Source organism: Cytobacillus mangrovibacter, from assembly GCF_042865275.1.
In the GTDB taxonomy this organism is placed as follows: domain Bacteria; phylum Bacillota; class Bacilli; order Bacillales; family Cytobacillaceae; genus Cytobacillus; species Cytobacillus mangrovibacter.
On sequence record NZ_JBIACJ010000007.1, the window covers coordinates 83,931 to 109,641 of the forward strand.

The window sequence follows — 25,711 nt, forward strand, 5'->3', positions numbered from 1 at the left end:
TCAATATATGAGCCGTTACCTAATTTTAAAGAGGAGGAAGTAAAAGGTGAGTGAAACAAAGGATTTACAAAGTAGTGCAACAGATATGTTAAAGGCGACTAGTCGGACTTTCTTTATTCCCATTAGTCTTTTATCACCGGGATTAAGAGAAGCAGTTTCATCTGCCTACTTATGCATGAGAGCAATAGACGAGATTGAGGATCATCCAGGGCTTCCATTATCGTCCAAAAGCAACCTTTTACTTTCGATCAGTCAAGTTTTACGAAAGCCATTCCATGATAAAGAGTTAACTGAAATCTTTCAACCATTCCAAACATTACTTCCGGAAGTCACACTTCGACTGGGTGATTGGATAAACGTTTGCCCGCAGTCAATAAAAGAGAAGATCTTGCAAGCGACATCAATTATGGCTGAAGGTATGGCGAATTGGGTAGGAAAAGAGTGGGAAATTAAGGATGAAGCAGATTTAGATGATTATACATATTATGTAGCAGGTCTCGTAGGCGTTATGTTAGCAGATATTTGGAAATGGTATGATGGGACTGAGACGGATAAAGAATTAGCCATCGCATTTGGCCGTGGTCTGCAGTCTGTTAATATCCTGCGTAATCATACGGAAGATGCAGAGCGGGGCGTGAGTTTTTTCCCAGAGGGATGGGAGCTTGATGATATGTTCATGTACGCCCGTCGGAACCTGGCATTGGCAGATGAGTATGTAAAGGTTATTAAAACAAAAACAATCCTTCATTTTTGCAAGATTCCATTGGCACTTGCACATGGCACGCTAGATGCATTGACTGCAGGGAAAGAAAAAATGAGCAGATCGGATGTAACTGAAGTTGTTAGTCAAGTGGTTGGGAAGTAATATCTAGCTAAACAACTTTGAGTACGGAGATTTTATTAAGCAGTAATGTTTGCAAACTAAAAAAAAGCCCTTGACCTCCGTTTTGTAAAGACTAAACGAAGGTCAAGGGCTTTTTTTAAAGAGTATGTGCGAGAAAAAAACGTTAATCTACCATTCTTTAGGTTCGTAGTTTAGTTCGTTAAAAAGTTGAGTTTTTTCTTTTTTTGATAAATCTCGCCATTGTCCGACAGGAAGGCTGCCCAAATGAATATTCATGATTCGCGTCCGCTGCAATCGAAAAACATCGTACCCCAGCTCAGCACACATACGACGAATTTGGCGATTTAAGCCCTGTGTTAAAATGATCTGGAAATCAAATTTAGATAACTGCCTTACCTCACAAGGGAGTGTTTTTGTGCCTAATATCTTTACACCTTCAGACATTTTCTTTAAGAATTCAGGTGTGATCGGCTTGTCAACGGAAACAATGTATTCTTTTTCATGCCTATGTTCGGCACGCAAGATTTCGTTTACAATATCTCCATCATTCGTTAGGAGTATGAGTCCGTCGGAATCTTTATCGAGCCTTCCGATATTATAAATTCGTAAAGGATGATTTACTAAATCAACTATATTTCCCTTAACGTTTTTTTCAGTTGTGCTGGTAATTCCCACAGGTTTGTTTAAAGCAATATAGACATAGTTCCTTGCCATTCTGATAGGATTTCCACTTACTCGGACATCATCCCCAGGTTCAACTTGGCTGCCTACTTTTGCCACTTTTCCATTAATAGTGACTCTTCCTTCACTTATTAATCGATCTGCCCCTCTTCTTGATGAATGTCCAGACTCGCTTATGTATTTATTAATTCGCATGTTTACCAATCCTTAAGAAGTGAATTTTTTTAAAGAATACATGACAAACAAGTTAATTTCAAGAACAATTTAAAATTATAAGCGGCAGATATGCAGGTAGGAACAAGCCTTTTGGAAATTCTTATAAACTTTTTTCCTTTAGAACAGTAAGCTGGTTTGTTTCTAGATTTGTAACAGGATTTTTCTTTTTGTTAACTAGATGAAGAGCTAAACCAGTAAAGATAAATCCACCAACAAAGTTACCAATTGTAACAGGGAGTTGATTCCATAGCCACCAATCACCTAATGTTATGTCAGCTCCCATAAAGATGGCTGTTGGAATAACAAACATATTTACGACAGCATGCTCAAAGCCATGAGCAAAAAAGAGAAAGACGGGAAGCCACATTGCTGCTATTTTTCCAATGGTTGAGCTAGATACAAATGCCATAAAAGCACCTAGCGTAACCATCCAATTACAAAGTATCGCTTTTGTGACGGCAATAATGACCCCTTCACCACCAAGGCTCTTATATGCAAGCGTTTTTCCTTCTGCCACACTAATTATCTTTTCGATCATGGGTCCATCTGTTAAGTGTCCAAGCTTTGTAGCAGTAATATAAAATAAAACACCGTATAAAAGACTGCCTAATAGATTTCCTGTAAATGCCCAAAAAAAGTTATATCCTATATTTTTGCTAGTAGTTAGGCCTCTTAATCTCGCTAGTGGCAGCATGGCGAAATTTCCAGTAACAAGCTCCAATCCTAATAAAAGAATTAGCACAAATCCAACTGGAAAAACAAATGCACCAATAATACTTAGATTTGTTTCGATTGTAGCAGTGTAGGCGAGTGTGGTGGCAAAACCTAAAAATGCACCCGATAGAATTCCCTTTATTAAGATTTCCTTTATCCCTAAAGTAGATTTGTAGGCACCTGCATGTGCAACATCCTCTACTAATTGATTGGGTTTAATATAATCCAAGACTATTCCTCCATTGTTCGTTTTTTTTTATGAGGCTTTATCTATTGTAATAAGGAGGATTTCATCATTTCAAGCATTATTTACAGTAAATTACATTTAATTATATGTATAGTAAATACAGTAAATATAGTTTAAATTCGAAAAAGCTAGATATTTGTAAATTTATTGTGCATCTGTTTAAAGATTGCTTTTCTTGTCTGTAACAGATATGGTTTGATAGGTAGAAGTAATTAAATAAAGGATGATAATAGATTGAGTAAACAAAGCAGGGAAAAAGCATATATATATACTTTTGCATGCAGGGGGGAAGAGTTATCCCTTTGTCATCTGGAAATGCGTTCATTATTCGGAATCCAGCCAGAATCAAATATATTAAAGAGTTCCATCCAAGTAGATTCCAGCCGAAGTCCGTTTATCAAAGAAAGGATAGAAGTCATCTACGAAGGGGATAACATATCGGAAATATTGGAACAAGTGGAACAACTTCATCTAAATGAGTCCACATTTAAAGTGATTTTTGTAAAAATCAATGACCTTGAAGCAGATAATAAAATTGAATATGATGAGCGGCGTAAAATTGAGCGAGATATTGGCTGGCGCATAAATGGAGAGGCCGATGTCCGTCATCCAGACCTTGTATTTGGGATAGTGACAATCGAAGGTCGCTGGTATTTCGGTAAATATCAGAAAAACAAGGCAGTTTGGCTGGATCACGTAAAAAAGCCTCGAAGTTTTTCTACATCACTAAGTACTCGTGTTGCTAGAGCAGTAGTTAATATTGCTGCCCCTAATCCTGAGGGACTCCAAGTGATTGATCCTTGCTGTGGGATTGGTACCGTATTAGTGGAGGCGCTCTCCATGGGAATTGATATAGTTGGCCGTGATATTAACCCACTGGTTGTTATGGGTTCAAGAGAAAATATTGCTCATTTTGGATTTCAAGGTGAAGTAAATATAGGACCGATTTCAGAAGTCACAAAAAACTATGATGTAGCAATAATTGATTTACCCTATAATCTGTATACACATGCTACTCCAGAGGAACAGTTCTCTATTATTAAGCATGCTCGCCGTTTTGCAAAGAAGGTTGTTATCGTTACGATTGAAACAATCGATCACATGATCGAAGAGGCTGGTTTCGAAATTCAAGACCGTTGTGTTGCAAATAAAGGATTGTTCTCTAGGCAAATCCTCGTTTGTGTTTAATCGCAGACACGGTTTAATTAATCAGACCGATTTTTACAGAAAAAAGATCACTATCACCAAAGCAAGTTGGAACAGTGACCAATTAGAGTCCATATAACCGTAGACAGTCATCAAATTAATATAGGTAAATGAATAAATGTTGACAAAAATAGTTGTTGATTGGAGTGGAAGGTGCTAGCTTGCGGGAGGCTCACCACCCACCCCGCAAGCTAGCACCTGGAGCGGAAATCAACCTCTACCAACTACATATATAAACTAACATGTGTATTATGAGATCTTTTCCTCTGATGCAAAAATTTGAATTAATGAGCCTTTTTTAATCCAGTATTGAAAGCTTTCTAAAGGAAAGACTCCTCTGCATTCTGGATTGTTCATTTGGATTATAACACTTTCAGGTGTTACTTCAATGACCTTTAATGAGTCTGAATTGTTTATGTTCGGTATGAAGGAGCTTTTCATTTCAAACTCCATATTATTAGCTAAAATAATCGTAAACACTTCCCTAATTAGTAATATATGAATAAATGATTCTAAGCTAGTTTATCCGTTTTAGCAGCTTTTATCCAGATTTTAGTTTAGATGTTAAAATTTTTCTATCCATTCGCTTAACTCTGTTGCCATCATTGGCTTTGCGTAATAATAGCCCTGTAAGGTGAGCTGAAATCCGGTAGATAATAGGAAATCTACTTGATCTTTTGTTTCAACACCTTCAATGACAATAGTTAAATTTAGCGAATGACCTAAGGCGATAATTGCTCCTAGAATGGATGAATCCTTTTTCGACTTTGGCACTTCATCAATAAAAGACTTATCAATTTTTAAAGTGGAAATAGGCATTTGCCTTAAATTAGAAAGGGAGGAAATACCTGTTCCAAAATCATCAAGTGCAACAGAAAATCCTGCTTCCCGAAAGGCGCTTATCGCACGCATGGTAGATTCAACAGACTCGATGACACTTGTTTCAGTAATTTCAAGTTCAAAATGGATCGGATCAATATTATTTTGAACTAAGGCTTTCTTTAGCTTTTTCATCAAACGTGGTGAAGTGACATACTCACCAGGGATATTAATGGCAATTTGAAATACAGGCAGTTTCTGTTCATGCCACTTACGGAACTGCTTGCTTGCTTTTTGAATAACCCAATCTGTAACATCACAAATCCGCTGATTTTGTTCTAAAATTGGGATAAAGATGGCTGGAGATAGAAATCCATAATGTGGATGATTCCATCTGATAAGCGCTTCAAGTCCATCAATCTTATGGGCATTTACATTGACTTTAGGCTGATAAACAAGAAAGAGTTCGTCATTTTCCATCGCTTGATCAATACTATTTAAGATTTCTTGTTCAAACGATAATGTGTGTATAACTGGATCGAAACGGATAACTTCAAGCTTATAAGAAATCGTTGGACTTGCCAGTACAGCAAGGGTATTAGAATATAGTTTCTTAGGACTTTGATCGGCATCAATGGCTGATAACGCACATGCGGCTTCAAGTTTATATTGTTTGTTTTGTATAACCATAGGTTGTTTCCATCTTAGTGCAATAGACTCCATGGCTGATTGGAGCTCATCTATACGATCTTCTCCTTGGGCAAGAAGGGCAAAGCGGTTTCCTTCAATTCGATATAAGTCGGTCATAGGGAGATTTAAATGTTTTAAGCAGTGTACAACGTTTCGGATAATCTCATCTCCGAAAAGATACCCGTATTCAGTATTCACTTTTTCCAAATTATGAATATTCCACACAGCGATACTTCGACTAATCCCATCATTATTTAAAACTTTCTCAAAACTTCGCCTGTTCGGAAGTTTAGTTAGAATATCAAAATGGCTAACCCGGAAATCTACATAACGATCAACTAAGCTTGATAAAAGCAATAGGCTCATTAATACAATGATTCCAATTGTCACACCAGTTATTAATAAACTCCTATCCATATGATGTTCTGTTACAATAACCTTTTGAATGGGGACATAGAAGGATGTTCCTGCCATGCCAGTGTAGTGCATGCTTGATACAGCCAGACCCATGAGGATAGAAGTCAAGCCTTTAATAAAGTAATTCTTCATATAATAGTGCAAATGAGAAAAAATAAACAGAGCAGCAAATGAGACGATTATAGCGATAATAACAGATAAACTAAATACCCATGGATTATATACATAAGTAGCATCCATTACCATCGAGGCCATTCCAGTATAATGCATAGTAGATATACCTATGCCCATGGCAATACCTGCAAAGATATAGGACCGCAATGAACGATTTATTTGGTTGACAAAATAAAAGGCCAAAAACGATGAAATAATAGAAGGAATCGTTGATAGAATGGTAAGTAGATTATCATAGTGCATCATGATCGGCAGTGAGAGTGCACTCATACCAACAAAGTGCATTGACCAAATACCAAAGCCCATCGCAAGAGATGCTAACATAAGCCAAAAGTAACGATGGAAAAAGCTATTCTGCTGCATTCGTTCATTCATTGAAAGAGCTGTAAACGAAGCAAGACTTGAGATAATGATGGAAAGGATAATAATAGATAGTGAGTATTCCCCACTAATCTTAATAAAATGATCAACAGGTGGTGGTGAAAACACAGTAAGCCCTCTTTCTAATGACAAAATGATCTTAAAAGTATACTAAATGATTGTAGAAGGTTAATAGAATTAGGTCAATAGATTTACAATTAGTCAATTTTTTCTAATTTTGATATGGATTTCATTCCAGCCAAACAAGGGTTATATGCAACAGAAAAAACTCTTGAAGTAACAAGAGTCCATCAGAGGGCATTAGGTGTCCACTAAATGTTTAGCTATCTAAGTACACCAATTTTCTGCCTATCACTACATTTTAATTGTTAGAAACATTGAATCTAGTTTGTTATCATTGATTAAAAAGGTGGTCAAAAAAATGAAGAAAGCATTGCCAATCTCAATCAGCATATTAGTAATATTCATTATTGTTTTTGCAATAGGAGAATATTTTACTATTAAAAGGTATGATGTTATGTCCGGCAATGGGAATATCGGTTTACTGCCAATTGGTATACTATTTATTGTGCTAATGTATGCATTAATAAAAATATACCAAGCGATCCCTAAAAATATTAGCCCTTTCTTCATCCTTGCATTTTTACTTATATCAACTATATCCTTGCCTTTTAGTATAAATTACGGTATTAAACAGTTAAGCCTTATAAGAAAATCTCTTTTGAAAAACTTCGATTTAAGTGATGTATACCAGTTAACTAAAGGTATAACTATTTATACTAACACTGTTTTTATTAATATTTTCAGCATGTGTACTCTCATTATTTTATCGGTATTAATATTAATGCTAGTAAAAAAATATCTTAATAAATAGCTGAAGTTACATTTGAAAAATATCAAAACATCGGAAGATTTAATTAGTACCCCTCTGGGAGATGGTCAATTACTTTTTCAATTGGAATGGCAAGCCCTATTTGATCCTTTGTTGAGATGGCGTAAACTACTCCAATAACGTCCCCACTAACACTAATGACAGGGCTTCCGCTGTTTCCTTTGTAAATTGGTGCGGAAAGCTGTAGGACTCCATTCTTCTCAGATCCTTCTAATAAAGCTCCTTCATTAACAATTTGATTATGTAATAGTGGATTTCCAATTACATAAATATGATCCTGAATGCGCCATAAATCAGGCTCACTTAAGGAAAGATGAGGCAACTTGTCCCCGGTAATTTGTAAAAAGGCAAGATCTAGATCAGGTTCTGCTTTTATGATTGTCGCTTTGAATAATTCGCCATTTGGGAAAGTAACTGTAATTGGATACATGCCTTCTATAACATGATTGTTTGTAATGATTAGCCCATTTTCAGAAATATTAAAACCAGTTCCTTTTGAATATTGGTCTTGGATGGTCACAACTGCTTCTTTATATTTTTGGATATCTTCTTGTTTCGAAAGCTCTGCAGACTTCTGTAGAAATTTAATAGATGATAAGTTGAAAACTTGTGGCCAAATTTGAATAACGCTGATAAACAAGGCAACGGCAAGGCAAAGGGCCACTCCTTTTCTTACAAATGACTTTCGTCTCTTCTGCCTATCTGCTAATAACTGATCTTCTTCATTTGGGAGAAAATCCTCTAAAGGTGGTTCTTCAAAATGAACTTCATCATCTTCTTTCTCATAATGATCCATATAAAAAAATCCTCTCATTATGTATTTTTCAATGGCTCTTTTCTTAAAGATTGTTGTTTTTTGAATAAAAGTTGTGAGTGAAAATCATTAACAAATATGTTAGTTGATTGTAGCGGAACGCGATCGACCTGGAGCGGAAATCAACTTCTACGAATTCATGTTAAAAGCAACAATGTTTGCGAAAATAGCCTTTTCAATAAAGTTAAGAGTAGTTTTCGTTAATAACTACTATACTATCGCCATTATAAATTTGCTATGAATAAAGCTTATATGGAAGTGTATCGGTCACAAGACAGTATCCGTAGATCTAAAGGCAAACTTTAATCAGAATGAAATATACGGTAGAATGAAATGGATACGGTCTAAGCTTGAGTGTATCGGCAGTTTTTTTATGCTGAAAAAGTAAAACAAGTAGAAGAATAATTATGAATAGGGGATATACAACAATGCTTAATTTGCCAAATTGTCCAAAATGTCATTCGGAATACACTTATGAGGATGGCAGTCTTTTTGTTTGCCCAGAATGTGCCTATGAGTGGAGTGCAGATTTGGATGCTGATAACAACGAAGATAATAAGATGATTAAAGATGCCAATGGAAATCCTTTAGCTGATGGGGATACCGTAACAATCATTAAAGACCTTAAAGTCAAAGGCAGTTCATCCATCTTAAAAATAGGAACAAAAGTAAAAAATATCCGTCTAGTGGATGGAGACCATGATATCGATTGCAAAATCGACGGCTTTGGTGCAATGAAATTAAAATCAGAATTTGTCAAAAAAGTATAATGAAATTTCAAGTACTGATTTTGATCTAAAAATAGTAAAGTGCAAAACCTTCACAACTCTGATAATATTAAATGAGTTTGCTATTATCAGAGTTGCTTAATCGGATATGGCTTATAAAGAAGGAGTTGAACCAAATGAAGTACTTAAAATCACAAATGAAATTGCTGATTAAAGATAATAATGAATTACAAAAACGATTAAAAGTATTAATGGAAGAACATGATCTTGAGAAAAGCTTTGCCATGAAAGCACTGTACCATTCAGAAGTTGCTGAAGGCGGTAAGTATCAGCTAGCATACCAGGCACTTGACTTACCTAAAGATTAAGGGTTTTGATTACTTTTAAAAATATGATTTTGTTGTAGAATTTCACGAAATGCACTATTTAATTGCTTTATGAAAATATATCTGTTATGATAAAGAAGTTATTTTTGTTTGGTCTGTAAGGAAAGAATAAGTATTTAAGCTTTTCGCCTTTGATATCTAACCTAGCAACGATAGTAATAAAATGTGAACTAGATTCACAAAAGGAGATTACACATATGCAACAAGGTACAGTAAAATGGTTTAACGCAGAAAAAGGCTTCGGTTTCATCGAAATTGAAGGTGGAGAAGACGTATTCGTACATTTCTCAGCTATCCAAGGCGAAGGATTTAAATCATTAGATGAAGGCCAAAAAGTTACATTTGACACAGAACAAGGTCAACGCGGACTTCAAGCAACAAATGTAAACAAAGCATAATTGCTGAAAAAGGGACTCCAATTGGAGTCCTTTTTTTTGTCTTACTAAAGAAGAATTGACACGATAATAAATAAGTTAAATATTAAGTGACAATACATATTGTACAACGAAAATTTGAGGTCGAATTAAATGCCATTATATTACTAAAACCGGTGCCAATAGGGGAGTATTAGGCTACCGAAATGAAGAATATCCAGTGAGTTTGTTTGCCAATGAGGCTCTTGTCTACCGAATGGTGAAAACTCAGTGAGTACGGTAGCCAATAAGGGGTGTTGCTTACCGAATTGATGAAAACCCAGTGAGTGTGGTAGTCAATAAGGGGTGTTGCCTACCGAATTGATGAAAACCCAGTGAGTGCGGTAGCCAATAAGGGGTCTTGCCTACCGAAATGGTGAAAATCCAGTAAGTGCGGTCGTCAATAAGGGATCTTGTCTACCAAAATGAAGAAATCTTGGTATGTCCCCGATCACTATTCCAAAAGACCAAAGTTAATAAGGAAGAAAGCATAAAAGTTTGTTTCTTCTTCTCCAATTGTTACTATTGTATTGAAACTTCAATAAGGAAGGATAATTGGAAATGACAAATATAAAAATTCCTGTATCAGTCTTAAATCTGGCGCCAATCCGTCAAGGGCAGGAAGCAAAAGAAGCGATTGATGCTATGGTTGATTTAGCAAAAGCAACTGAAGAAATGGGCTATACACGCTATTGGATTGCTGAGCATCACAATACGCCGACGCTTGTAAGTTCAGCTACTTCCATTTTAATAAAACATGTCTTAGAACATACTAGTCAAATACGTGTTGGTTCAGGAGGCATTATGCTGCCAAACCACTCTCCCCTGGTTGTTGCAGAACAATTTGGAACGATGGCAACGATCTACCCTAATCGATTAGATTTAGGACTTGGCCGTGCACCTGGTACGGATATGATGACGGCAAGTGCGCTTAGACGATCAAAAAATGACTCTGTTTATACATTTCCTGACGATGTGAAAGCATTGCTTACTTATTTTGGACCAGAAGAGATGCAAAGTTATGTCAAAGCATATCCAGGGGTAGATACAAATATTCCGATTTATATCCTTGGTTCATCGACTGACTCAGCTTATTTAGCAGCTTCATTAGGCTTGCCATATGTATTTGCATCCCATTTTGCCCCAAAATATATGGAGGAAGCGATTTCCATTTATCGTGAACGTTTCCAGCCATCGAAATACTTAGACTCTCCATATATGATGGTATGTTTGAATGTAATTGCAGCAGAGAGTGATGAAGAAGCACGTTTCGAATCAACGACGATGCAGCAATTTTTCCTAAATGTTGTCCGTGGTTCAAGAACCCCATTAAGCCCGCCAGTTGATAACATGGATCGGATCTGGAGTTTACCAGAAAAAGAAATGGCTACATCGATGTCTAGTGTGACTTTACTAGGAAGTAAACAGTCGATTCGAAAACAATTGACGAGTTTTCAAGAGAAATATCAAGTAGATGAGATCATGGCTGTAACGTATATGTATGATCCTGTTAAACAAAAACGTTCATATGAGATATTAAAAGAAGTGGTAGATGGGAGATAACAATGCCCGCTGTTTTATTCTATAAAGTGACTAGGAAAATCATGTTGTATGGTGAAGGAAAATGGTCATACTAAAAAAGCGACTTCTAGTATCACTGTCCGAAAAAGGATAAAGCGGGGGATAGAATATGACTGATGAAAATAGTAAAAACAATGATGGAAAAACGAAGCATTCAAAAAAAGCAGGCATGGGAGACTTAATCCAAATAAATAACGGAGATTCAAAAGGGAAGCAAGGGAAAGTCATTGCACTTAGGGAAAACTCTGTAATTGTTGAAATTGGTATGAACACCAAAACAGATGAACCGATTAAAACCGTAGTCAATCATAAGAATTATAAAGTACTTTAGTTGTCACAATGATTGCTAAAGTGTAGAAAGAGAAGCTGAGTAGAATTTCTGCTCAGCTTTTTAATGTTATGTTCATATTCTCTCGTTTCCGATAAAGGGCAAGGTAATCGCTGAGCATTTTTGATTCAGTTGGTATTCAAACAGAATGAAAGTGAGAGATCATTCGTGAAGGAAAATGAATGATTTTGACTGAAAATGATTGATTTTTGTAACCGTTGTCAGTAAAATATAAATTGTAAAGCAAAATTCATTTAGGGTGGGTGATTATTTGTTAACACCGACACGCCATCAACTTATTTTAAATGTATTAAAAGAAAAGAACGTCGTGAAAATAAATGAACTTGTGGAATTAACAAACGCCTCAGAGTCGACGATTAGACGTGATCTCAGCCAGCTGGAGGAAGAGAAATTCCTGAAAAGAATTCATGGTGGTGCCTCAAGACTGCAAGGAAAGCTGCAAGAGCCGAGTATGACAGAAAAATCATCCAAAAACATTCAAGATAAAAAGAAAATCGCTCAATATGCGTCAAGTATAGTTGAAGAAGGTGATTGCATTTACTTGGATGCAGGTTCGACAGTAACGGAAATGATCCCGTTTTTACCTGCTAAGGATATTGTCGTTGTTACAAATGGACTTATGCATGTGGAGGCATTGCTTGCACGTAATATTACCACCTTTTTATTAGGTGGCTATGCAAAAGCAAAAACGAAAGCAATTGTTGGCAGAGGGGCAATTGCCAGTTTAGAAAACTATCGTTTTGATCATTGCTTTTTAGGGGTGAATGGTATTCATCCTGAAGCAGGTTATACTACACCTGATCAAGAGGAAGCTATGATTAAGCAAATGGCATTAGAAAAGTCGAGGGTCACACATATATTAGCAGATCAAACGAAATTTTCGGAAATGTTTTTTGCCAAAATAACAGACCTGAATCATGCAGCTATTATTACGAATGAATTAAACATTGAAAATATAGAACAGTACAAAAGCAAGACTACAATAAAGGTAGTGACATCATGATATACACATTGACTTTAAATCCGTCTGTTGATTATATAATTGGGCTTGGCCAGGTAAGGCTTGGTGAATTAAATCGAACGGAACAAGAAGCGAAGTTTCCGGGTGGAAAAGGAATTAATGTTTCTAGAGTATTGAAGAAAATGGGAGTAAACAGTCAAGCGATTGGATTTCTTGGTGGTTTTACAGGTGATTATATAGAAGAATATTTGCAAAATGAAAGCATTGAAACAGACTTTATCCATGTACAAGAGGATACGAGAATCAATATCAAAATAAAAGCAAATAGTGAAACGGAAATAAATGGAATGGGTCCAGCCATTTCAAATGATGATCTATTAAAACTGAAACAGAAAATTAACATGCTTTCACTTGAGGATCTTCTTGTTCTTGCAGGAAGTATCCCATCTACATTACCGAATACAATGTATGAAGAAATCGTGAAAATTTGTTCGGAAAAGGGTGTCTCCTTTGTAGTTGATGCGGAGGGTGATTTACTGAAGAAGGTTCTACCGTTGGGACCATTTTTAATTAAACCGAATCATCATGAATTAGGTGAATTATTTGAAACTACTTTTTCAACAGTTGAAGAGGTTATCCCATTTGGAGAAAAGCTACTTAAAATGGGTGCGAAGAATGTAATTGTATCATTTGCAGGTGAAGGTGCCGCACTAATAACTGCTAATGGGGCTTATCTTGCTGCAGTGCCAAAAGGGGAAGTGAAAAGCTCTGTTGGAGCAGGTGATTCTATGGTTGCAGGCTTTTTAGCAGCCTATGAGAAGGAAAAGGATATAGAAAAAGCTTTTCGTTATAGTGTTGCTTCAGGAAGCGCAACGGCCTTCTCACTTGGTCTTTGTACGTCCGAAAAGGTAGAAGAGCTGCTGCCTCAAGTTTCCATTCATCGATACAAAAGGGGGGAATTGGGATGAGAATAACAGAACTATTATCTAGAGATACAATTCTGCTTTCTATCAATGGAACGGAAAAGCAGGATGCCATTGATGGACTTGTGGAAACCCTTGCAAATGCAGGCAAGTTAAATGATCGCACTGAATTTAGAGCAGCAATATTAAAAAGGGAAGAGCAAAGTACGACAGGAATCGGGGACGGAATCGCGATTCCACATGCGAAAACAAAGGCGGTAAAAGAGGCTGCAATCGCATTTGGAAAGTCAGACAGTGGTGTGGACTATGAATCACTAGATGGCCAGCCTGCACATCTATTCTTCATGATTGCTGCACCAGATGGAGCAAATAATACACATTTAGAAGCATTATCACGACTATCTTCGATTTTAATGAACGAAGAAGCACGAAAGAAATTAATGAACATAGAAAGTGCCGAGGATGTTCTTGCTATAATTGACAGCTATGATTTGGAAGAAGAAGAGGAAGTGCAAAGCATCGCTGATAGCAAACGGTTTATCGTTGCGGTCACAGCTTGTCCAACGGGAATTGCTCACACATATATGGCTGCCGATTCCTTAAAGGCAAAAGCGGCTGAAATGGGAGTAGACATTAAAGTTGAAACAAATGGCTCAAGCGGAGCTAAAAATGTACTGACAAAGGAAGAAATTGAAAATGCTGTTGCTGTTATCGTTGCTGCTGATACGAAAGTTGAAATGGAGCGGTTCAGCGGTAAGCATGTTCTTCAATCACCTGTAGCGAGCGGGATTCGAAAACCGAAGGAATTAATTGATAAAGCACTTAATAAAGATGCGCCAATCTATCAAGGCAGCAATAACAATAGTGAGACGAAGGATGGAAAGAAAGAGCAAAAGGGTGGTATTTATAAGCATTTAATGAATGGTGTGTCGAATATGCTTCCGTTCGTAGTTGGCGGAGGAATCCTGATCGCAATTTCATTCATGTTTGGCTATAATTCATCTGATCCGAATGATCCATCGTATAATGCATTTGCTGCTGCGCTGAAATTGATAGGCGGGGATAATGCTTTCGGATTACTAGTGCCGATTCTAGCTGCCTTTATTGCTATGAGTATTGCAGACCGTCCAGGATTTGCAGCTGGGGCAGTTGGAGGAATGATGGCCGCATCAAGTGGTGCCGGTTTCCTTGGAGGACTAATCGCTGGTTTCCTAGCAGGATATATAGTAATTGGTTTAAAGAAAGTTCTGTCGGGATTACCCACTTCACTTGAGGGAATTAAAACAATTCTACTCTACCCGTTGTTTGGGATTGCAATAACCGGGTTACTGATGCACTACGTCATTAACAAGCCTGTAGGAGCTCTTAACACGGCTATTACAGACTGGCTATCAGGCTTAGGAACTGGAAACGCCGTGTTGCTTGGGGCGATTTTGGGCTTGATGATGGCCTTTGATATGGGGGGACCCGTCAATAAATCAGCTTATGTATTTGGCACAGGGCTTCTTGCAAGCGGTGTTTATGAACCAATGGCTGCGATTATGGCCGCAGGGATGGTCCCTCCGTTAGCCATTGCTTTAGCAACAACACTGTTCAAAAACAAATTCACTAAGCAGGAAAGAGATGCAGGAACTGCCAACTATATAATGGGGGCATCCTTCATTACTGAAGGCGCCATTCCATTTGCAGCAGCTGACCCGCTTCGTGTCATTCCATCCATTATGGTTGGTGCAGCAATTGCTGGAGCGATCTCGATGGCTGCACATATTGGGCTTCGTGCGCCACACGGAGGAGTGTTTGTTTCATTCTTAGTCGAGGGGTCCATGTTTATTTACCTTGGTGGAATTATACTGGGTGCAGTGATTTCCGCTTTATTAATCGGCTTTTTGAAAAAACCAATTAAATAAATTATTTAACCATTATATTAAAATTAGGAGTTGTTTTCTTATGAATGAAAAAACGTTTACGATTATTGCAGAATCAGGAATACATGCACGACCAGCTACATTATTAGTACAGGCAGCAAGTAAATTTGATGCGGATATAAACTTAGAATATAAAGGAAAGCAAGTGAACTTAAAATCAATTATGGGCGTTATGTCTTTAGGGATTCCAAAAGATGCTACAATAAAAGTAATGGCTGAAGGATCAGATGCAGCACAAGCTGTAGAAGCGTTAGAAGAAGTGTTGAAAAAAGAAAATTTAGCATAATGATAAGAAGGAAGCTGCCTCAAGTGTTTTTGGGATAGCTTCCTTTTTTATATCTGGCTCTGCAAAATTCAATGAGTCTGCCGTACTAAACTAAACTTCAATTCCTTTCAAAAATCGGCTTAATGCTAGATCGATACTGGTATAAATCTTAGATTCATGCCATTTTTCAGGAAGGATTAGATAGGTGCAGTTGTTACTATTTAGATAACTATAAATAATCTGTGCTTCATCAATTTCGTTTCTGTTAACACTTTTGGATGGAATAGGATCATTATTTTTGAAATGGGTAATCACTTTTGTTTTTATTTTTTCGCTAATTTGTTCAAAATCATTGTTTTCTAGAAAATATTTGTGACTATAAAGGATATTTGTTCTCTTTATTAGAAATAGTTTAATTGTAGATTCAGTTAATTTTTCTATAATTAAGATACGATTGTTTTCTTCAGTGAATTCGATCACTTTTTCCTTACGAAAAAGTGAGTTTACAGCGTGTATCCCATCTCGATATTTAGAGGCGGTTTCAAAGTCATATACCTCAGATGCTTCTAACATCATTTGATTCATTTCGTCGAGAATACTCCTGTCAGTGCCATTAAGAAAAGCAATAAGTTTAGCAATTATTTCATTATATTGCTGCACTGCTGAACCCCCAAGACATACGCCAAGACAGCGGCCTAAGGAATAATTTAAGCATGCGGTATTGGTTCTAGTAGGATTGCTGCAGTTTAATTTAAAGCATTCCTTTATCCCTTGTATCGCTCTCTCAACAGTCCCTTTGCTCGTAAATGGGCCAAAATAAAGATTGCCATCATGATCAATGGGGTTATAAGTCGTATCAATCGTATGATATTCCTTGTTCATATGGATCACTACATAGGTAAAGGATAGTGGATTTTTCATCATCCGATTATATAAAGGTTTAAATTTCTTAATTAATTGACATTCCAGCAGCAACGCCTCAAATTCAGTATCTGTAAGAATATAGTCAAAATCCTTTAAGTGCTTAACAAGTTTTTTCACTTTTGGAGAATGACTTTTTGAGTTTTGGAAATAAGATTGAACTCTATTTTTTAAACTTTTTGCCTTTCCCACATAAATAATTTGACCAAGAGAATCTTTCATAAGGTAGACACCTGGGGATAAAGGCAGACTTTTCACTTTTTCTGATAGATAAATGTTCATTCATCCCTTTACTAGATCCTATTTCATTCGTATTTTATCACAATTCTAAGGAGCAATTTTAATGAACTCAAAAAAGAAGTGGAATTTAAAGCATAGTGAACGTATGAATCAGTTGAAGGTCCCTACTCCTAATCCAAGGTTGGTGGATCTATCTGATCATCTAATGGGCGGCACTGCTCTGGATCTTGCTTGTGGACTTGGCGGAAATAGTCTATTTCTTGCGGGGAAGAATTATCAAGTTCATGCAATGGATATTTCGGATGTCGCTATTAGTTATATTCAGGAAAAGGCTGAAATCGATAGTCTTACTATCGATGCGGAGGTTGTCGACCTTACGGATTTAGATAATAGGCAATGGCAAAAAGGTTCATATAACTTAGTTGTGATTACTTTTTATCTTGATCGTTCACTTTTTCCCATTGCCAAAAACCTTGTTAAAGAAGGCGGGCATATTTTTATAGAGACTTTCTATCAGTCACGAATGAACGAGAATAAAGGAGTATCTAACCAGTATAAATTGATGCCTAAGGAGCTATTATCTGAATTTGAAGGTTGGACTGTTCTCTATTTTGAAGAAAATGAAGAGGAGGGTCGGCAAACAATTTTTTGCCAGAAATAAGGGAAGATAACACGTTTTCCATTCGAATTAGGTTTTGGGGTTGATCCCATTTATAGCCCTTTTAAATGGACTAACTATTGCTTGATAATAAATATTGACAGAGCTGATGATTAATGGCAAAATCTTTAAGTCGACTGATTAATGTGAATTTTATCACTGGATTTTATCATTTACATAAGAAACTAAGTAGAAGGAGTGAATAAATGAATACAGAACAAGCAATGGATAATTGGAAAAAGAATATTATTCTTTTTTTGAGCAGCCAGACGATTTCCTTATTTGGTTCCGCTTTAGTGCAATATGCGATCATGTGGCATATTACGCTTAAGACTGAATCGGGTGTGATGATGACCTTATTCATTATATGTGGATTCATCCCTACCTTTATTTTATCTCCAGTTGCAGGGGTATGGGCAGATCGCTATAACAGGAAAATCCTGATTATATTAGCAGATGGGCTCATTGCCATTGCAACATTGATACTCGCAATTGTATTTCTAATGGGATATGAGGCCATTTGGCTGCTCTTTGTTATGGCAGCGGTTCGTGCTGTTGGGGCTGGAATACAAACGCCAGCTGTCGGTGCGATCCTGCCGCAAATTGTGCCAAAGGATAAGCTAACTAAAGTGAATGGAATAAACGGCAGTATTCAAGCTGTCATTATGTTCGTAGCGCCAATGGTAAGTGCAGCGTTGTTGACAATGGCATCACTCGAAATCATTTTCTTTATTGATGTCGTTACTGCAGCGATTGCGATCTTTACACTACTTGCATTCTTAAAAATTGCGGTCCACAAGAAGGCCACTGATACACAGACAACAAGCTATTTCAGCGATTTTAATCAAGGCCTTATTTATATTAATAACCATGCGTTTTTGAAGAAATTCTTTCTCTTTTTCGCATTTTTCTTTGTTTTGATGGCACCGGCTGCTTTTCTAACACCTTTGCAAGTGGCAAGAAGCTTTGGTGATGATGTTTGGCGCTTAACAGCGATTGAAATTGCATTTTCAGTTGGGATGATGGCGGGTGGTGGTATTATTGCCTCCTGGGGTGGTTTTCAGAATAAAGTTCATACGATGACTTTTGCTAGTATTTTAATGGGAATATGTACGTTTGCACTTGGTATCGTTCCAATCTTCTGGATCTATCTACTCTTTATGGCAATATTCGGTGTTGCTATGCCATTATTTAATACACCAACAATGGTTTTAGTACAGGAAAAGGTTGAAGAAGATTATTTGGGAAGAATATTTGGCGTATTTGGGATGATTTCAACATCCATGATGCCAATTGGCATGCTTATTTTTGGTCCAATTGCAGATGTCATTGAAATTGAATGGCTGTTAATTGGTACTGGAGTGCTTATTATTGTACTCGCCATTTTCTTAGTTCGAAACAAAACTTTAATTGAAATTGGAAAGCCAGCAGCGAAGGAACCTAGTAACTAAAGTTGAATCAACTAATGAATAAGAAAAAATAATATATTTCCACTGTAATCCTGATTCTTTTGATAAGTAGCTTGCTCTGTTGTTAAAAAATTTGGAATGGGATGAAGAGACCTTCATGTTCTTTATTTATGGAGGTCTTTTTTATATTAAAGGTTTATAAGCTCTATTGTTCTTGTAATGGTAAATAAACGTTTAATCGGGTCATCTACTAGCATGAAGGGTATAATAAATAAAAGGAGTTAGCAAAGGCTTATGCGATCTTAATGCCCAAGTAAAATGGAAGGATATATATAAGAAGGAGGAAGTTTTAATGACAGAAAGTGTGGCAACAGGCTGGAACCTGAACAATAGTTATGCAAGGCTGCCGAAATCATTCTACTCGAGCATTAGCCCGAACCCCGTTCGTGAACCGAAACTTGTGATTCTTAACAGTAATGTTGCAACATTACTGGGACTCAATGTCCAGAAGCTGCAGTCGGTAGAAAATATAGCGGTGCTTGCTGGGAATAAGATGCCAGAAGGTACTTCATCGCTTGCTCAAGCTTATGCTGGCCATCAATTCGGGCATTTTACCATGTTAGGGGATGGCAGGGCTTTGCTGATTGGAGAACAGATTACACCTAATGGAGAACGATTTGATATTCAGCTTAAGGGCTCTGGCCGGACACCCTATTCCCGTGGAGGCGATGGCCGGGCTGCACTCGGACCGATGCTGCGAGAATACATCATTAGTGAGGCGATGCATGCGCTTGGGATACCTACTACTCGCAGTTTAGCAGTGGTTACTACAGGTGATTCGATTGTCCGCGAAACTTATTTACCAGGTGCCATTTTGACGAGAGTGGCGGCCAGCCATTTGCGAGTTGGAACATTTCAGTATGCAGCGAATTTGAGGGCGGCGGATGAACTTCGGGCACTCGCCGATTATGCGATTAAACGTCATTTCTCAGGAATTGAAACAGGTGAAAATCGCTATCTTTCGCTCCTGCAGGAAGTGATCAAGCGCCAAGCCGATCTAATTGCCAAATGGCAGCTAGTTGGTTTTATACATGGGGTGATGAACACTGATAATATGACCATTAGTGGAGAAACGATTGATTATGGACCATGCGCCTTCATGGATAGGTATGATCCAGCAACAGTTTTCAGTTCAATTGACAGGAGCGGGCGCTACGCGTATGGCAATCAGCCATATATTGCTTCATGGAATCTTGCGCGCTTGGCTGAAGCATTATTGCCGCTGTTGCATGAAAATGAAGAAAAGGCATTAGAAATGGCTCAGGATGCGATTGGGAACTTTACCAAATTATATCAATCGAATTGGCTTGCTGGAATGAGAGCGAAACTAGGGATATTTAATGAAGAAGAGCAGGATGAGGCTCTTATTAAAGACCTCCTTGAGATAATGGAGAAGAACCAAGCGGACTTTACGAATACATTCCGTGCCATAACCTTTGGTAGATATGAAGAAACGGGCATCAATGGTACAAATGAATTTGATCAATGGGTTAGGCAGTGGCAAGCGAGACTAGAAAGGCAGCAGGAATCGAAAGAGGCTACGAAGCAATTAATGAAAAATTCTAATCCAGCGGTGATTCCACGTAACCATCGAGTGGAGGAAGCGTTGGATGCTGCAGTGAACGAAGGTGACTACAGCGTAATGGAACGGCTTCTTGATGTCCTATCCAATCCATATGATCATTCTGAAAAGCAAATGGAGTATTGTACACCTCCTGCGCCTTCTGATCGTCCATATCGAACGTTTTGTGGTACGTAATTTTTTTTAACTAGAATAAAATGCTACTTATTTTTCCGAAGGTGGGTAGCATTTATCTAGTTGCCGTTTTTTTTATAGAAAATGGAGGGTAAGTATAATGGGGAATAAAATCCAAAAAATCACTTCGAATTTGTGGTTTGGTACGCAAGCTGAAGAAGCTGCCCAATTTTATATTTCTATTTTTAAGCATTCCAAGATCAATAGAGTCATCCGTTATGGAAATGAGCGGCATAAAATGGAAGAGATTGAAGAGGGTGTTGTTATGACAGTCGAATTTGAAATTAGAGGGTCAAACCTTTGTAGGCTTAAATGGGGGACCACATTTCAAATTTAATGAAGCGATTTCTTTTATTGTAAATTGTGATTCACAGGAGGAAATTGATTATTATTGGGACAGGCTCTCAGAAGGCGGAGATGAAAAAGCCCAAGTGTGCGGATGGCTAAAGGATAAATACGGAGTTTCTTGGCAAATCGTTCCCTCCAATCTTAACGAATGGATCAGTGATACGAATCCTGAAAAATCAGAGAGAGTCATGAAAGCCCTTCTTCAAACGAAGAAAAAGATTGATATGAATGCTTTAATGAAAGCTTATGAAGGCTGAAAAAGAAAATCGGTCCAATAGGAGTTTATGATGCCCGAAAAACGAAAAAGGCAGATGCTTCTAAGCAACCAATAGAGGAATTATTTCAGTTCGAATAATTGATAAGTCAGTCTGCTTGCTAAGAGTATTCTATAAGTTTATTTTTAAAAGGAAATATGTGACCTATTTTCATCGCTAGTTTGACAGAAGTATAGGTATTATATGTTTAGGAGTGATTCAAATGGAAATAGGGATAAGTACGTTTGTAGAGACAACACCAGATGTGAAGACGGGTGAGGTTATTAGTCATGCACAGCGTATACGTGAAGTGGTTGAGGAGATCGTACTAGCTGATCAAGTAGGCTTGGATGTATTTGGAGTAGGTGAACATCATCGTGAAGATTTTGCTGCTTCTTCACCGGCCATTATTTTGGCTGCAGCTGCGTCACAAACGGAGAAGATTCGATTAACGAGTGCAGTTACTGTGCTTTCCTCTGCTGATCCAGTACGGGTATTTCAGGATTTCGCCACAGTTGATGCGATTTCAAACGGTCGGGCGGAAATTATGGCAGGAAGAGGCTCTTTTATCGAATCCTTTCCATTGTTTGGTTATAATTTAAGAGACTATGATGAACTATTCGAAGAGAAGCTAGAGTTATTGTTGAAAATTCGAGCATCTGAGAAAGTCACTTGGCAGGGAGGACATCGTCCAGCCATTCAAAATCTTGGTGTGTATCCTCGACCTGTTCAGGATCCACTGCCAGTATGGATTGGCAGCGGGGGGAACTCAGAATCGGTCGTTCGTGCTGGAATGCTAGGACTGCCACTCGTTTTAGCCATTATTGGCGGTCGTCCTCTGCAGTTTGCGGCGCTTGTAAAGCTTTATAAAAAGGCAGCAGCACATGCAGGCCATGATTTATCAAAGCTAACCGTAGCTTCCCATTCACATGGGTTTATCGCTGAGGATACTGAAGTGGCAGCGGATAAATTCTTCCCGTCTACCCAGCAGGTAATGAATAAATTAGGACGTGAACGAGGATGGGGACCTTATACTCGAGCAACATTTGATGATGCTCGCAGTTTAGAAGGCGCATTGTATGTTGGTGATTCACAAACTGTAGCTGAAAAAATTATTTATTTGCGTAAAAATGTAGGCATCACTCGCTTCATGCTTCATGTACCGGTTGGATCAATGCCCCATAAGGATGTTATGAGAGCAATTGAGCTATTAGGGAAGGAAGTAGCGCCAAAGGTAAGGGAAGAGGTAGCTAGATGGGAAGCTGAAGGGATAGAAGATTAAATTTCCTAAATTATAAATTTTGAGAAGAAGGCAGTACAGAGACATTTTATAATTTATTGGTATAATAAAAGCGCCTAAATTCCAATTAATATGGACTGAAGGCGCTTTTATTCGTAATCAGAAAATGATCAATCCAGCAATTGTTGAGATAATCAACCCGATGATTACAGGGAAAAAGCTCTTTCGAACAAGCTCCATGACTGGAACCTTTGCAAATCCTGCCACTGCAACGAGAGATGACCAGGCAATTAGCGTCCCACCTCCGACCCAAATCGCTCCCATTTGACCAATAGCAGATAATGTTGCTACATCAACACCTACACTATCCCCTAATGCACCTGATAACGAGCCGACTAAAGGCAGACCTGAGAACCCTGATCCATCAAGGCCAGTAATAGCGCCAATTAATAATATCCCCAGCCCTGCAATATATGGGCTCTCTGGAATGAATTGCTGTCCGGCAACAACTAAATCAAATAGAAAAGATGTAGATTCTTCAGCACCCGTGTTAAAGATTTTTGCTGATAGTTCGCCGCTGCCAATAAAGAAGAATCCTGCAATGGGGATGACAGGTCCCATTGCTTTAAATGCAAAGACAAATCCTTTAACAAGATTATCACTAACAATATTTAGTGAGGAGCGAGCATTTTTAAAGACTGAAGCTACAATAAGGAGAATGGCAGATGCCCCACCAATTAAAGCTGCGCCTGTACCGCCCTCTATGGAAGGAATGGCATCTGAAAATTTCGCCATTGCCATATAAATGATGATGATTAAAAATGTGATCGGAATGAGGATAGCAAATAATAAACTGTATTTGCTTCTCTTTTCCTTCCCAACTTCAGCTTCTTCTTGAAGTTGTTGATTGATTTGACCACTATTTTCCCAATTTATTAAATGTGTATTGGAAGGTTTGAGGATGTGCTTTTTTAACATTAGATATGCAATAACGATCGCAATAACACCAGTAATAATTGATAATACAAAAGCACGATCAGCAACTGGCCCCACATCTATGCCTGCAGCAGTAGCTGTTAAGGTAGGAGCAATTTGGATTACATAATCAGAGGACAAGGCCATTCCTTGCCCAGCCAGAGAAATAGCAATAGCAGCACCAATCGGCGGAAGTCCGGAGCGAACCGCCACAGGTATGAGCAATGCCCCAACTAACGGGACAGCAGGTGTTGGCCAAAAGAATAAAGAAATTGCATAGGTAACAAAGATGATAACCCAGAAAGAGATATGACCATTTTTCATAACCTGCTGGAAAGGGGTAATCATTTGTTGATCAGACCCTAATGATTTCAATGAATGGAGTAGGGCAGTCATGATGGCGATAATAAGGAAAATATTAAATAACTCGCCCGCTGCTACTAAACTAGCATTGAATATCGTTTGTAATCCGGCAATAAATGATCCAGTAAAAATCCACCCTACTAAAAAGGTTACGATAATGGAAGGGACAACAACATTCTGCCGAAATAACATGGTTAGAATGATAATACATGTGCCAATCAAATACATCCAATGTGCGGCTGTTAATTCCATACCCAGTAACACTCCTTTCAAGATGAGTAACGTGATAACTTCTTGTAAAGTAGGTTATGCAGGGAATTGGGCTTTGGTGAAGAGGAATTAATGGATAAAGTTGAGGTCCTTTAGCCCCAACTTGTTCACTAATGGTTATCATTCTTGAGAAGCTTATAGTGTAAATCGGGAAAAGTTTTTTGTTGTAGATGGACAGGAAGTCAAAGGAGCTTCATTCGCCAAATAAATAAAAGAAAACCCTAGATCAGGGTTTTCCTCTGTTAATTACAATGCTATGCTTGTTTCTACTCCATCTTGTACAATAACTAAGGCCTCTATATTTTTGGCAATTTCCTTATCAACCTGGATTACAAATGTTCTGGGTGTTGCATCTGCAGTGCAAGCACCGTCTGGTTCTGACAAAGGTACTGTCAGTGTTTTGTTATCAGAGCTTAGTTCAATATTTCTAATCTTGTAGGGACAACTTCCAGACTCTTGAACTCCAATAAAGAAAATACCTTTCTCCTTAAAGTCCACGTTTGCTATATTATTATCAAATCCATATGAGTTCCATTTTTCTTCAAAGTCAAATGGATCAATGACTTTACTGACCAAATACTGAAACAATGGGGTTGTTTTTCTATTAAATGCAATTTCATCAAAGTTGGCAGGCAATGTCTTTTCACTTGCTATCATATGAAACTCTACCTGTTTATTCATTGCCTCATTACTACAACCGAATAAAAGTAATAAAAATAGGGTAGAAACGAGTAATGCTTTAAATCTTGTCATTGATTATTCACCTCTTTCCATACATTAGACGAATATTGATTATTAAAGTTTCTTTTGTAATTATGAAAGCTGCTGGATTCATGTATTTTTCATTAGATCTATTTCAATAATCTTGGTTAATGTCAATTAAAGCAGGGCGAGAAACTTGTTAGAGTATATAAAGAAATGTTATTTCAATAGTTAATCAAGAGTGGAGAAGAAGTATAACCTTAGATTTAAGTTAATTCTGAGGTTGTCATTGTTTTTTACAGAGGCTATATTCTCAAAGATTATTATTTTATGAATTAAATTAGTTAAAATGGAATTTTATGTTAAAATAGGTATATAACTCATTAGTCGGATTATTTAAAGGAAGGAGGTAATAAAATGAAGTTTAAATTGTTAATCTTGCTTATATGCACATATATAATTGCTTTTTCAACAAACTTAATCCCATCATTGAAACATCCAGACTCAAATATGAGTATCTTTAATTTACTCGCTACATCATTGTTTCTAATCACTTTGCTAGTATTCATTAAAAAAGCGTCATATAGTGGTAAATCTAATAAGGGATTAAAGGTATTTTTAATATTTGGTTTTACATCTGGCCTAGTTGTATATGTCATAAAAATATTTGAAGGCACTATGATGGATTACGCCATTTTGGATATGATAGCATCAATTCAATATCCATTTTATTTGATGTTCACAACACCGTTATTTGGAGTGAATTACCTATTTGATATAAATTATGAGACTTTCTCATTGTTGATGTCAGCAGTGTATATCCTTGTATTCATTTTAATAATGAGTTTTAAAAAGGTAGATACCCAAAATGTATAAATAGACCTTTTAG

General features: G+C 37.4%; 27 protein-coding genes. 19 read left to right on the forward strand and 8 right to left on the reverse strand.

Features of this window, described 5'->3' with window-relative positions; all coding sequences use genetic code 11:
• The first annotated feature begins 46 nt into the window (after positions 1–46).
• On the forward strand, positions 47–865 hold the full coding sequence (locus tag ACFYKT_RS13890) for a squalene/phytoene synthase family protein (protein ID WP_389220601.1): 819 nt from the start codon (positions 47–49) through the stop codon (positions 863–865).
• Positions 866–1,012: 147 nt separating this feature from the next.
• Here ACFYKT_RS13890 and rluF read toward each other — a convergent pair whose 3' ends face one another.
• Positions 1,013–1,729 carry a 23S rRNA pseudouridine(2604) synthase RluF gene (rluF, locus tag ACFYKT_RS13895; RefSeq protein ID WP_389220604.1) on the reverse strand — a complete coding sequence of 239 codons (717 nt, stop codon included), beginning with the start codon at positions 1,727–1,729 and terminating at the stop codon, positions 1,013–1,015.
• 112 nt (positions 1,730–1,841) lie between these two features.
• Positions 1,842–2,684 (reverse strand): formate/nitrite transporter family protein, encoded by an 843-nt coding sequence (locus tag ACFYKT_RS13900; protein ID WP_389220606.1) that lies wholly within the window; start codon positions 2,682–2,684, stop codon positions 1,842–1,844.
• A 333-nt stretch (positions 2,685–3,017) separates the two neighbouring features.
• Between ACFYKT_RS13900 and ACFYKT_RS13905 the strand changes: the two genes are divergently transcribed.
• The gene (locus ACFYKT_RS13905) at positions 3,018–3,890 is read left to right on the forward strand and encodes a TRM11 family SAM-dependent methyltransferase (RefSeq protein WP_389221191.1); all 873 of its coding nucleotides are present in this window, start codon (positions 3,018–3,020) and stop codon (positions 3,888–3,890) included.
• Positions 3,891–4,157: 267 nt separating this feature from the next.
• Here ACFYKT_RS13905 and ACFYKT_RS13910 read toward each other — a convergent pair whose 3' ends face one another.
• A complete protein-coding gene (locus ACFYKT_RS13910) occupies positions 4,158–4,349 on the reverse strand; it encodes a hypothetical protein (protein ID WP_389220609.1) in 192 nt (63 codons plus the stop codon).
• A 123-nt stretch (positions 4,350–4,472) separates the two neighbouring features.
• Entirely contained in the window at positions 4,473–6,497 is a 2,025-nt protein-coding gene (locus tag ACFYKT_RS13915) for a bifunctional diguanylate cyclase/phosphodiesterase (RefSeq protein ID WP_389220612.1), read from the reverse strand.
• 313 nt (positions 6,498–6,810) lie between these two features.
• Between ACFYKT_RS13915 and ACFYKT_RS13920 the strand changes: the two genes are divergently transcribed.
• Positions 6,811–7,263: a hypothetical protein gene (locus ACFYKT_RS13920; RefSeq protein ID WP_389220615.1), complete on the forward strand. Its 453-nt coding sequence runs from the start codon at positions 6,811–6,813 to the stop codon at positions 7,261–7,263.
• 43 nt (positions 7,264–7,306) lie between these two features.
• Here the strand turns inward: ACFYKT_RS13920 and ACFYKT_RS13925 are convergent, their stop codons facing one another.
• Positions 7,307–8,077, reverse strand: a complete 771-nt coding sequence (locus ACFYKT_RS13925; RefSeq protein ID WP_389220618.1) for a S1C family serine protease — start codon at positions 8,075–8,077, stop codon at positions 7,307–7,309.
• 446 nt (positions 8,078–8,523) lie between these two features.
• Between ACFYKT_RS13925 and ACFYKT_RS13930 the strand changes: the two genes are divergently transcribed.
• The 9 genes from ACFYKT_RS13930 to ACFYKT_RS13970 all read left to right on the forward strand — a co-directional run bounded on the left by ACFYKT_RS13930 (position 8,524) and on the right by ACFYKT_RS13970 (position 15,647).
• Positions 8,524–8,865 carry a zinc ribbon domain-containing protein YjdM gene (locus tag ACFYKT_RS13930; protein ID WP_389220621.1) on the forward strand — a complete coding sequence of 114 codons (342 nt, stop codon included), beginning with the start codon at positions 8,524–8,526 and terminating at the stop codon, positions 8,863–8,865.
• A gap of 134 nt (positions 8,866–8,999) precedes the next feature.
• A complete protein-coding gene (locus tag ACFYKT_RS13935; protein ID WP_389220624.1) occupies positions 9,000–9,191 on the forward strand; it encodes a hypothetical protein in 192 nt (63 codons plus the stop codon).
• Positions 9,192–9,406: 215 nt separating this feature from the next.
• A complete protein-coding gene (locus ACFYKT_RS13940; RefSeq protein ID WP_064094055.1) occupies positions 9,407–9,607 on the forward strand; it encodes a cold-shock protein in 201 nt (66 codons plus the stop codon).
• A gap of 576 nt (positions 9,608–10,183) precedes the next feature.
• Positions 10,184–11,185 (forward strand): LLM class flavin-dependent oxidoreductase, encoded by a 1,002-nt coding sequence (locus tag ACFYKT_RS13945; protein WP_389220628.1) that lies wholly within the window; start codon positions 10,184–10,186, stop codon positions 11,183–11,185.
• A 127-nt stretch (positions 11,186–11,312) separates the two neighbouring features.
• Complete coding sequence (locus ACFYKT_RS13950; protein WP_389220631.1) at positions 11,313–11,534, forward strand: DUF2187 family protein; 222 nt, start codon at positions 11,313–11,315, stop codon at positions 11,532–11,534.
• A gap of 268 nt (positions 11,535–11,802) precedes the next feature.
• Positions 11,803–12,555 (forward strand): DeoR/GlpR family DNA-binding transcription regulator, encoded by a 753-nt coding sequence (locus ACFYKT_RS13955; RefSeq protein WP_389220634.1) that lies wholly within the window; start codon positions 11,803–11,805, stop codon positions 12,553–12,555.
• Positions 12,552–13,481, forward strand: coding sequence for a 1-phosphofructokinase (pfkB, locus tag ACFYKT_RS13960; protein ID WP_389220637.1), 930 nt, complete (start codon positions 12,552–12,554; stop codon positions 13,479–13,481). Before ACFYKT_RS13955 ends, pfkB begins: the two co-directional genes overlap by 4 nt.
• Positions 13,478–15,343: a PTS fructose transporter subunit IIABC gene (locus ACFYKT_RS13965; RefSeq protein WP_389220640.1), complete on the forward strand. Its 1,866-nt coding sequence runs from the start codon at positions 13,478–13,480 to the stop codon at positions 15,341–15,343. The genes pfkB and ACFYKT_RS13965 overlap by 4 nt, the downstream gene beginning before the upstream one ends.
• Positions 15,344–15,383: 40 nt before the next feature.
• On the forward strand, positions 15,384–15,647 hold the full coding sequence (locus tag ACFYKT_RS13970) for a phosphocarrier protein HPr (RefSeq protein ID WP_389220643.1): 264 nt from the start codon (positions 15,384–15,386) through the stop codon (positions 15,645–15,647).
• A 90-nt stretch (positions 15,648–15,737) separates the two neighbouring features.
• Here the strand turns inward: ACFYKT_RS13970 and ACFYKT_RS13975 are convergent, their stop codons facing one another.
• The gene (locus tag ACFYKT_RS13975; RefSeq protein ID WP_389220646.1) at positions 15,738–16,829 is read right to left on the reverse strand and encodes a GIY-YIG nuclease family protein; all 1,092 of its coding nucleotides are present in this window, start codon (positions 16,827–16,829) and stop codon (positions 15,738–15,740) included.
• A gap of 61 nt (positions 16,830–16,890) precedes the next feature.
• On the opposite strand from ACFYKT_RS13975, the gene ACFYKT_RS13980 reads away from it, so the two are divergent.
• The 6 genes from ACFYKT_RS13980 to ACFYKT_RS14005 all read left to right on the forward strand — a co-directional run bounded on the left by ACFYKT_RS13980 (position 16,891) and on the right by ACFYKT_RS14005 (position 22,554).
• Entirely contained in the window at positions 16,891–17,448 is a 558-nt protein-coding gene (locus ACFYKT_RS13980; RefSeq protein ID WP_389220649.1) for a class I SAM-dependent methyltransferase, read from the forward strand.
• A gap of 203 nt (positions 17,449–17,651) precedes the next feature.
• Positions 17,652–18,896 (forward strand): MFS transporter, encoded by a 1,245-nt coding sequence (locus ACFYKT_RS13985; RefSeq protein WP_389220652.1) that lies wholly within the window; start codon positions 17,652–17,654, stop codon positions 18,894–18,896.
• A 310-nt stretch (positions 18,897–19,206) separates the two neighbouring features.
• Entirely contained in the window at positions 19,207–20,673 is a 1,467-nt protein-coding gene (locus ACFYKT_RS13990) for a protein adenylyltransferase SelO (protein ID WP_389220655.1), read from the forward strand.
• Positions 20,674–20,770: 97 nt separating this feature from the next.
• Positions 20,771–21,007 carry a VOC family protein gene (locus ACFYKT_RS13995; RefSeq protein ID WP_389220658.1) on the forward strand — a complete coding sequence of 79 codons (237 nt, stop codon included), beginning with the start codon at positions 20,771–20,773 and terminating at the stop codon, positions 21,005–21,007.
• A complete protein-coding gene (locus ACFYKT_RS14000; protein ID WP_389220661.1) occupies positions 20,949–21,275 on the forward strand; it encodes a VOC family protein in 327 nt (108 codons plus the stop codon). The genes ACFYKT_RS13995 and ACFYKT_RS14000 overlap by 59 nt, the downstream gene beginning before the upstream one ends.
• 220 nt (positions 21,276–21,495) lie before the next feature.
• Positions 21,496–22,554, forward strand: coding sequence for an LLM class flavin-dependent oxidoreductase (locus ACFYKT_RS14005; protein ID WP_389220664.1), 1,059 nt, complete (start codon positions 21,496–21,498; stop codon positions 22,552–22,554).
• A 117-nt stretch (positions 22,555–22,671) separates the two neighbouring features.
• Here ACFYKT_RS14005 and ACFYKT_RS14010 read toward each other — a convergent pair whose 3' ends face one another.
• Both ACFYKT_RS14010 and ACFYKT_RS14015 read right to left on the reverse strand, forming a co-directional pair.
• On the reverse strand, positions 22,672–24,102 hold the full coding sequence (locus ACFYKT_RS14010) for a hypothetical protein (protein WP_389220667.1): 1,431 nt from the start codon (positions 24,100–24,102) through the stop codon (positions 22,672–22,674).
• Positions 24,103–24,366: 264 nt separating this feature from the next.
• Positions 24,367–24,873: a hypothetical protein gene (locus tag ACFYKT_RS14015; RefSeq protein ID WP_389220670.1), complete on the reverse strand. Its 507-nt coding sequence runs from the start codon at positions 24,871–24,873 to the stop codon at positions 24,367–24,369.
• Between the two features lie 366 nt (positions 24,874–25,239).
• Here ACFYKT_RS14015 and ACFYKT_RS14020 point away from each other — a divergent pair, with 366 nt between their 5' ends.
• A complete protein-coding gene (locus ACFYKT_RS14020; RefSeq protein WP_389220673.1) occupies positions 25,240–25,698 on the forward strand; it encodes a hypothetical protein in 459 nt (152 codons plus the stop codon).
• Positions 25,699–25,711 lie beyond the last annotated feature (13 nt).